This is a genomic window from Streptomyces flavofungini, from assembly GCF_041028215.1.
Classification (GTDB): Bacteria; Actinomycetota; Actinomycetes; order Streptomycetales; family Streptomycetaceae; genus Streptomyces; species Streptomyces flavofungini_B.
Genome location: NZ_JASKYR010000294.1, coordinates 1 through 8,603, shown reverse-complemented (window position 1 = coordinate 8,603; position 8,603 = coordinate 1). Strand labels below are relative to the sequence as shown.

The window sequence follows — 8,603 nt, the reverse complement described above, 5'->3', positions numbered from 1 at the left end:
GTTCTCGACGGTTCGGGCGGTTCGGCGCTCCTGCTCGGCTTCTCGGACGCGGTGTCCGGCCCGTCCGCCTTGTGCGACGTACCCGGCGGCGAGGGGCCGGCGCGGTGCGTCGAGGAGGAGAGCGGCTCCGTGCCGCCGCCGTCCGCGAGCGGCAGGGCGCGCGGCGGGTCGTAGACGGTGCCCGCCATCACCGTGTGGACGCCCCACCAGGACAGCGTGACCGCCGCGCCCGTGGCGAGCGACCACGCGATGGTGTGTACGAGTCCTCTGCGCATCGCGGGCCATACTGCACCACGTCATCGCGCTCCGCCGAATGGCGTACGGTGCCGCCCATGGCAAGTGTGCTCGTCGTCGAGGATGACCAGTTCGTACGCTCCGCCCTCATCCGGCATCTGACCGAGGCGTCGCACACGGTGCGCAGCGTCGGCACTGCCCTGGAGGCGCTGCGGGAAGTCGCCCATTACCGCTTCGACGTGGTGATCCTGGATCTGGGCCTGCCCGACCTCGACGGGTCGGAGGCGCTGAAGATGCTGCGCGGCATCACCGATGTCCCGGTGATCATCGCGACCGCGCGGGACGACGAGGCGGAGATCGTGCGGCTCCTCAACGACGGCGCCGACGACTACCTCACCAAGCCGTTCTCCGTGGAGCACCTGTCGGCGCGCATGGCCGCCGTGCTGCGCCGCTCCCGCGCCACGGCGGGCGAGGCACCGGCGGGCAGCGTCCTGCGGGTCGGCGGGCTCGCCATCGACCCGCTGCGGCGCCAGGCCGAGCTGGACGGGGCGCGGCTCGACCTGACCCGGCGCGAGTTCGACCTGCTGGCCTTCCTCGCCGGGCGGCCCGGCGTCGTCGTGCCCCGCAAGGAGCTGCTCGCCGAGGTGTGGCAGCAGAGCTACGGCGACGACCAGACGATCGACGTCCACCTCTCGTGGCTGCGGCGGAAGCTGGGCGAGACGGCCGCGAAGCCGCGCTATCTGCACACCCTGCGCGGGGTCGGCGTGAAGCTGGAGCCGCCGCTGACGGGACCGCCGAGGTGAGGTGGGCGCTGGTCAAGGTCTGCCTGGCGGTCACGACGATGGTCGTGGTGGCCTTCGCGGTGCCGCTCGGCCTCGTCGTCAAGGAGATGGCCCGCGACCGCGCCATCTCCAACGCGGAGCGGCACGGCGCGGGCATGGGTCCGACGCTCTCCATCACCACCGACCGCGAGGAGCTGACCCGGGCCGTCGCGACGTCGGCGGCGGGCGGTGACGGGCGGATGGCCGTGTACGTACCGGCCATCGGCGACGCCGGCGCCTTCGAGGTCGGCGACCCGAGGGCCGGGGCGCGCGCCGTGGAGGCCACCCGCAGGGAGGGCAGGGCCAGGACCGCGGAGGTGCCCGGCGGCTTCGTGGTCCTCCAGCCGACCGCGCTCAGCTCCGGCACGGCGGTCGTGGAGATCTACGTGCCCGAGGCCGAGGTCAGCAACGGCGTGACCATGGCGTGGCTGGTGCTCGCGGGCGTCGGTGTGGCGCTCGTCATCGGCTCGGTGGCGGTCGCGGACCGGCTCGGCGTACGGATGGTGCTGCCCGCCAAGCGGCTCGTGGGCGCCGCGCACGACCTCGGTGAGGGGAAGCTGGGGGCGCGGGTGCCGGAGGAGGGCCCCAAGGAGCTGCGCCTCGCGGCGGTGGCCTTCAACTCCATGGCCGACCAGGTCGTACAGCTCCTCGCCAATGAGCGGGAGCTCGCCGCGGACCTGTCGCACCGGCTGCGGACACCGCTGACGGTGCTGCGGCTGAACGCGGCCTCGCTCGGCGAAGGACCCGCCGCCGAGCAGACCCGTACGGCGGTCGAGACGCTGGAGCGCGAGGTCGACACGATCATCCGCACCGCACGGGACGCGAAGCCGCAGACGGCGGTGGTCGGGGCCGGGGCGGGGTGCGACGCCGCCGAGGTGATCAGGGACCGCATGGCGTTCTGGTCGGCGCTCGCGGAGGACGAGGGGCGCGAGGTCCGGGTGGCCGGGGTGGAGCACCCCGTCCGCATCCCGGTGGCCCGTCCCGAGCTGGTGGCCGCGCTCGACGCGCTGCTCGGCAACGTCTTCCGGCACACGGCCGAGGGCACGGCCTTCTCCGTGGACGTGCACAGCGGCGAGGACGCGGTGATCGTCCTGGTCTCCGACGCGGGGCCCGGCATCACCGACCCGGAGGCCGCGCTGGCGCGCGGCGCGGGTTCCGGGACGGCCGGTTCCACGGGCCTCGGCCTCGACATCGTCCGCCGCCTCGCGGAGTCCACGGGCGGCGACGTACGGGTGGGCAGCTCGGTCCTCGGGGGCACGGAAGTCCGCCTCTGGCTCCAGCGGGACGGCCGCCGGGGCACGGAGAGCCGCCGGGGTCACGGCCACCGGGGCGCGGTGCGCCGCCGACGGATGCCCGCGCGGTGACCGGCCTCCGCCGCGCCGATCTTTAACCCGCCCCGATCCGTTCCTTAAGCGGGTCCTAAGGATCAACCCGGGCGAGGGCAACGCCCGTTATGTCGCGCCAGGCGGGGCTAGCGTGCTGATCGCAACGCCACCCCCCACCCCCGTACAGCTAAGGCAGGCACGCCATGAGCAGCACGCACCGGCGCACGGTGAGCACCCGGTCCAAGGTCGTCGGCGGGCTCGTCGCCGCCTCTCTCGTCGGCGGCGGCGCCTTCCTCCTCTCCGGGACCGCCCTCGCCACCAAGGCCCCTGCCGAGAAGCCGGGCGCGAAGCCCGCCGCCGAGGCCGCCGCCAGGTTCGCCCCCTTCGTGGACACCTCCCTCGCCCCCGCCTACGACCTCCTGGACACCGCCGAGAAGACCGGCGTCAAGGAGTTCAACCTCGCCTTCATCACCTCCGGCGGCGGCTGCGAGCCCCTGTGGGGCGGCACCACCGGCCTCGGCGACGACAAGGTGGCCTCGCAGATCGAGGCCCTGCGCGCCAAGGGCGGCGACGTCCGCGTCTCCTTCGGCGGCGCCGCGGGCTCCGAGCTCGGCCTCAAGTGCGACAGCGCGGACGCCCTCGCCAAGGCCTACGGCAAGGTCGTGGACGCCTACGGGCTGACCAAGGTCGACTTCGACATCGAGGGCGCCGCCCTGCCCGACACCGCCGCCAACACCCGCCGCGCGAAGGCGATAGCCGCGCTCCAGAAGGACCAACCGGGCCTGGACGTCTCGTTCACGCTGCCCGTCATGCCCGAGGGCCTCACTCAGCCCGGCGTCGACCTCGTCGCCGACGCCAAGGAGAACGGGGTGAAGGTCTCCGCCGTGAACATCATGGCCATGGACTACGGGCCCGCGTACAGCGGCGACATGGGCGAGTACGCCATCCAGGCGGCCACCGCCACGCAGAAGCAGCTGAGGACCGCGCTCGGCCTCTCGGACGAGGCCGCGTGGAAGGCCGTCGCCGTCACCCCGATGATCGGCGTCAACGACGTCGCCACCGAGGTCTTCAGGACCGACGACGCCACCGAGCTGGTGAAGTTCGCCGAGGACAAGGGCATCGGCTGGCTGTCGATGTGGTCCTCGACCCGCGACAAGGCCTGCGAGGGCGGCGGTTCGGGCTCCGCGCAGCCGACCTGCTCCTCCGTCGACCAGCGGCCCCTTGACTTCACCAAGGCCTTCGCGGCCTACAGGTAGCCGCTACGCCGACGCCCGCCACTCCTGCGCGTAGTCGTCGAAGATCCGGCGCAGATGGTGGCCGATCTTGAGGTAGTCGAGGTCGTCCAGGTTGGCCAGGGACACCCGTACCGACCACTCCGGGCCGTCGAACCCGCCGCCGTTGAGCAGCACCACCGAGGTCTGCTCGGCCAGCCGGAAGAGCGGGTCGACGGGCTCGTAGGTGCGTCGCAGGAAGTCGGCGAAGTCCTTGCCGTGGACGCGCTCGGCCTCGGCGAGCAGGTCCAGCTCGACGTAGTAGGCGGCCCGCTTCGGATCGTCGGCGATCTTCATCTGGGCGCCCTCGAGGAGCAGGTCCAGGCGTCGGCGCACGATCGCCCGGACGCGGTCCTTGTACGCCCGGCCCTCCTCCAGCAGGTCGAAGAGGGAGAAGAGCACCATCATCACCTGCTGGGGGAGCGAGAGCCCCGCCGTGTGGTTCAGCGCCACCTGCCGCGAGTCGGCCACCAGGCGGTCGATGAACCTGATCCCCGAGGGATCGAGCGACAGCGTCCCGTACCGCTTGTCGAGTCTGTCCTTCTCCCCCTGCGGCAGCTCCGCGATCATCTCGTCGATGACGTTGTCGTCGTGGAGCGCGATGACGCCGAGCCGCCAGCCGGTGCAGCCGTAGTGCTTGGAGTAGGAGTAGACGAGCAGGGTGTTGCGCGGCAGGTCGGCGGCGATCGAGCGGAAGCCGTCCACGAAGGTGCCGTACACGTCGTCCGTCACCAGGATCAGACGCGGGTTCCGTGTCGCGACGATGTCCCGGATCTGGTCGGCCACGCGCTGACCGAGGGCGAGCGAGGGCGGGTTGGAGGGGTTGACCAGGCAGACCAGCTTGACCGCGGGGTCCGCCAGCTTGTCGATCTCCTCGGCCGGGTAGCGCCACTCGCGCACGCCCGCCTCGGTGAACAGGCTCGCCTCGACGGGCACGACGTCGAACTCGTACGTGTCCAGTTCGGGGATCTCGATGTACGGCGTGAACACCGGCACCATCAGGGCGATCCGGTCGCCCTTCTTGAGGATGCCGTTCTTCATCAGCGAGTCGAAGACGTAGCACATCGCCGCCGTGCCGCCCTCCGTCGCGAACAGCGAGAGGGTGCCCGGGGGCGGCGTCCCGCCGAACATCTCGTCGGTGAGGTAGCCGCGCACGATCTGCTCGGCGTGCGTCAGCATCCGGTCGGGGACGGGGTAGTTGTCGCCGATCGAGCTGTCGGTCAGTTCGTGCACGAAGTCGTCCCTGGCGAAGCCGAACCGCTCCACGGCGAGCTCCACGCACTGGTGGAGCAGCTCGACGCCGGGCAGGCCGGGATGGCTCCGCACGAACGCCTCGAAGCGCTCGCCCGAGCCGGGCCGCTCCGGCATCCCGCCGAGGTTGTCGGCCGTCCACACCCGCCGGGACTCGGCGATCGCGAAGTAGCCGAGCGCGTGGAAGGCCTCGCGGGGGCCGGTCGCCGTCCAGTTGGGGTTGCCGCGCCCCGCGTTGAGCATCTGGGCGCTCGACTTCTCCTTCTGCCCCGGCTTCCCGGCCTGCGCCGCCTGGGCGATCCTGATGAACGTGTCCTTCAGCTCGAAGGGGCTCAGCCGCGCGTACGACTGGATCTCCTCGCGCGTGAACGTGGTCTTCGGCACGGTGTCCTTCTCCAGATCGTCGGGGGCCCTCATCGGGAGAGGGCCCTAACCGCCCAGTACGCCGACGAGGACCGGCCCCGTCAGGGGAAGCAGGAAGTTGGAGAGCGCGTACGTGATCGTGTAGCCCAGCATCGGTACGGAGCTCTGGGCCACCTGGGTGACCGAGGTGATCGCCGGGGTGGAGCACTGCTGGCCCGCGATGGCCCCGATCAGGAGCGGCTTCTCGATCTTCAGCAGCTTGCGGCCGACGACCAGCGAGAGCGTCGCGGGGACCAGCACCATCGCGATCCCGGCGAAGGGCAGCAGCGCCCCGTACTGCTTCAGGAGCGGCCAGGCCTGGGGCCCGGAGATCAGGCCGGTGCAGGCGATGAAGACGGCGAGGCCCATGTCCTTGATCGTGGTGGCGGCCTGCGGCGGAAAGGCGCCGAAGGTCTGCCTGCGGGAGCGGAACCAGCCGAAGAGCAGCCCGGAGATCAGACAGCCGCCGCCCGTGCCGAGCGACATGGGGACGTCGCCGAAGGTCACCACCGCCTGGCCGAGCAGTGAGCCCGCCGCGATGCCGAGGCCCAGGTAGATGAAGTCGGTGGCGTCGTTCCTGACCACCGCGCCGATTCTGCCGACCAGCTTGGTCAGGCCGGAGCGCGCCCCGACCAGGGTGAGCACGTCGCCGCGCCGCAGCGTGGTCCCGCCGTCCGCGGGCAGCACCTGATCGCCCCGCAGTACGTCGGTGATGTACACGCCGTCCTTGACGAACTCGGGGTGGGCCCTCTGGAGCTGGTCCACGGTCATGCCGTCCGACGCCTTGTCGGTGACGGCGACCTGGCTGGTGGCAAGCGGGGTGTCGACACCCGGGATGCCGGGGGTCTCCGGCCCGATGAGGCGGCCCGCCTCGATCGCGTGGGAGCGGCGGCCGACCACCAGGACCAGGTCGGAGAGGGTGAGCCGCAGCGCGGGCGCCGGGGTCAGCTGCCTGCTGCCGCGCTTGACGGCCTCGACGGTGATCCGCCCGTCGAACTCGCTCTCCAGCTCGCCCACGGTCCTGCCGTCGGCCGTGGTCACCAGGTAGGTGCGGCCGACCATGCCGGGCAGCGCCTCGCGCTCGTCGGACTCCAGGCCGCCCCCGCCGCCGCGCATCCTCTCCCACAGCTCGCGCGAGGCGTCGCGCAGATCGACGCGCAGCAGCATCGGCATGATCTGGCTGGTGTAGATCACGATGGTGATCAGGCCGAAGAGGTAGCAGACGGTGTACGCGGTGGCGACGTGCCCCTGGTACTGGGTGATCTGGTCCTGGGTGAGACCGCTCAGCTTGCCGATGGACTCGGTGGCCGTGCCCACCACCGCGGACTCCGTCGCCGCCCCGGCGAGGATGCCCGAGGCGGTGCCGACGTCCAGGTCGAAGGCCTTGGCCAGGCCGAACGCGATGGCGAGCACGGAGACCAGCTCGATGCCGCAGAGCGCGAAGAAGCGCAGGCTGCCCCGGTTGAGCTGGGAGAAGAACTGCGGGCCCGCCATATAGCCGAGGGCGAAGATGAAGAGCGCGAAGAACACCGTCTTGACGTCGCCGGAGACGGTGACCTTCGTCCAGGCGCCCAGCAGCAGCGAGACGATCAGCGTGCCGCAGATGCCGCCGAGCGTGAGCGGCCCGACGCGCAGTCTGCCGAGCAGGTGGCCGAGGGCGAGGCAGAGGAAGAGCGCGAGCTCGGGGTGGTCACGGAGGACGCCCACGGGGCCTCACCCGGACCGGTCGCGTACGGAAAGTGCGTGATGCGGCATAACCGCAAACTAAGGAGCCGAGTGGAGGCCCGCCACTCGGCTCCGCGCCCTGCCCGCCACTCGGCTCCGCGCCCTGACCGCCGCGCTCTCCCGCCGCGCGGGTGTCAGTCCAGCAGCGCCTCGCGCGGCAGCTCGCCCGCGCGGGCGACCATGGAGTACCAGCGGGCGCTGGACTTCGGGATGCGGGCCTGCGTCTCGTAGTCGACGTAGACCGCGCCGAAGCGCTTGCTGTAGCCGTAGGACCATTCGAAGTTGTCCAGGAGCGACCAGAGGTAGTAGCCCCGGACATCGGCCCCGTCGGTGATGGCCTGCCGGACCGCGGCGAGGTGGCCGTGCAGGTAGGCGATGCGCTCGGGGTCGTGGACGCGGCCCTCCGGGTCGGGCTTGTCGTCGTAGGCCGCGCCGTTCTCGGTGATGTACAGCGGCAGCCCCGGGGCCTCCCGCGTGTACCGCATGATCAGCTCGTGCAGCCCGGTCGGGTCGATGGTCCAGCCCATCTCGGTGCGCTCGCCCGGCGTCTGGTGGAAGGCGACGTCCTCGGCGCCCGGCCAGGGGGAGTGCTCGCTGGCGCCGTGCCCGTCGTTGCGGGCCGTTCCCTCGCCGCCGGGGGCGGCCGAGACCAGCGAAGGCGTGTAGTAGTTGAGGCCGAGCGCGTCCAGCGGCTGGTGGATCTCGGCCAGGTCGCCGTCCCGTACGCAGGACCAGTCGGTGATCCGCGCCGTGTCCGCGAAGAGGCCGTCGGGGTAGGCGCCGTGCAGCATCGGCCCGTGGAAGACGCCGTTGGCGAGGTTGTCGATGCGGCGCCGCGCGTCCAGGTCGCCCGGCGCCTCCGAGACCGGCCTGACCACCGAGGAGTTGAGGCTCACCGCGATGCGGGCGCGGGCCGGAAGGGCGGCGCGCAGCGCCTGTGTGCCGAGGCCGTGCGCGAGGTTGAGGTGGTGGGCCGCGTGCAGGGCGGCGGCCGGGTCGGTGCGGCCGGGGGCGTGGACGCCCGAGCCGTAGCCGAGGAAGGCGCTGCACCACGGTTCGTTGAGCGTGATCCAGGAGTTGACGCGGTCGCCGAGGGCCTCGCCGACGATGCCCGCGTACTCCGCGAACCGGTACGCGGTCTCCCTGACCGGCCAGCCGCCCGCGTCCTCCAGGTCCTGCGGCAGATCCCAGTGGTAGAGGGTCAGGGCGGGCTCGATGCCCTGGGTGAGCAGCTCGTCGACCAGGCGCCGGTAGAAGTCCAGGCCGCGCTGGACGGCGGGGCCGCGCCCGGTGGGCTGCACCCGCGACCAGGAGACGGAGAAGCGGTAGGCGTCCAGGCTCAGGCTGGCCATGAGCGCGACGTCGTCGCGGTAGCGGTGGTAGTGCTCGACGGCGACGTCACCGGTGTCGCCGCCGTCCGTACGGCCCGGGGTGTGGCTGAAGGTGTCCCAGATGGAGGGGGTGCGGCCGTCCTCACGCACGGCGCCCTCGATCTGGTACGCGGAGGTGGCGGTGCCCCAGAGGAAACCGGCCGGAAAGGTAACGGGTTCAGGCATGGAAGCGCTCCCATGAGA

General features: G+C 71.8%; 6 protein-coding genes and 1 pseudogene. 3 read left to right on the top strand and 4 right to left on the bottom strand.

The features are described from left to right. Window positions 1-275, bottom strand: a pseudogene (locus AB8Z36_RS20695) (hypothetical protein); the annotation flags it as partial. Between the two features lie 57 nt (window positions 276-332). Here AB8Z36_RS20695 and AB8Z36_RS20690 point away from each other — a divergent pair. From AB8Z36_RS20690 to AB8Z36_RS20680, 3 genes are all read left to right on the top strand, one after another. Beyond that, window positions 333-1,037 (top strand): response regulator transcription factor, encoded by a 705-nt coding sequence (locus tag AB8Z36_RS20690; RefSeq protein WP_369214837.1) that lies wholly within the window; start codon window positions 333-335, stop codon window positions 1,035-1,037. Further along, complete coding sequence (locus AB8Z36_RS20685) at window positions 1,034-2,419, top strand: sensor histidine kinase (RefSeq protein WP_369214836.1); 1,386 nt, start codon at window positions 1,034-1,036, stop codon at window positions 2,417-2,419. The genes AB8Z36_RS20690 and AB8Z36_RS20685 overlap by 4 nt, the downstream gene beginning before the upstream one ends. A gap of 164 nt (window positions 2,420-2,583) precedes the next feature. After that, a complete protein-coding gene (locus AB8Z36_RS20680) occupies window positions 2,584-3,636 on the top strand; it encodes a chitinase (RefSeq protein ID WP_369214835.1) in 1,053 nt (350 codons plus the stop codon). A gap of 3 nt (window positions 3,637-3,639) precedes the next feature. On the opposite strand, the gene AB8Z36_RS20675 is transcribed toward AB8Z36_RS20680, so the two are convergent. From AB8Z36_RS20675 to AB8Z36_RS20665, 3 genes are all read right to left on the bottom strand, one after another. Continuing rightward, the gene (locus AB8Z36_RS20675) at window positions 3,640-5,286 is read right to left on the bottom strand and encodes a bifunctional aspartate transaminase/aspartate 4-decarboxylase (RefSeq protein WP_369214838.1); all 1,647 of its coding nucleotides are present in this window, start codon (window positions 5,284-5,286) and stop codon (window positions 3,640-3,642) included. Window positions 5,287-5,331: 45 nt separating this feature from the next. Further along, a complete protein-coding gene (gene aspT, locus AB8Z36_RS20670; RefSeq protein WP_369214834.1) occupies window positions 5,332-7,011 on the bottom strand; it encodes an aspartate-alanine antiporter in 1,680 nt (559 codons plus the stop codon). A 152-nt stretch (window positions 7,012-7,163) separates the two neighbouring features. Next, entirely contained in the window at window positions 7,164-8,585 is a 1,422-nt protein-coding gene (locus AB8Z36_RS20665; protein WP_369214833.1) for a GH1 family beta-glucosidase, read from the bottom strand. Window positions 8,586-8,603 lie beyond the last annotated feature (18 nt).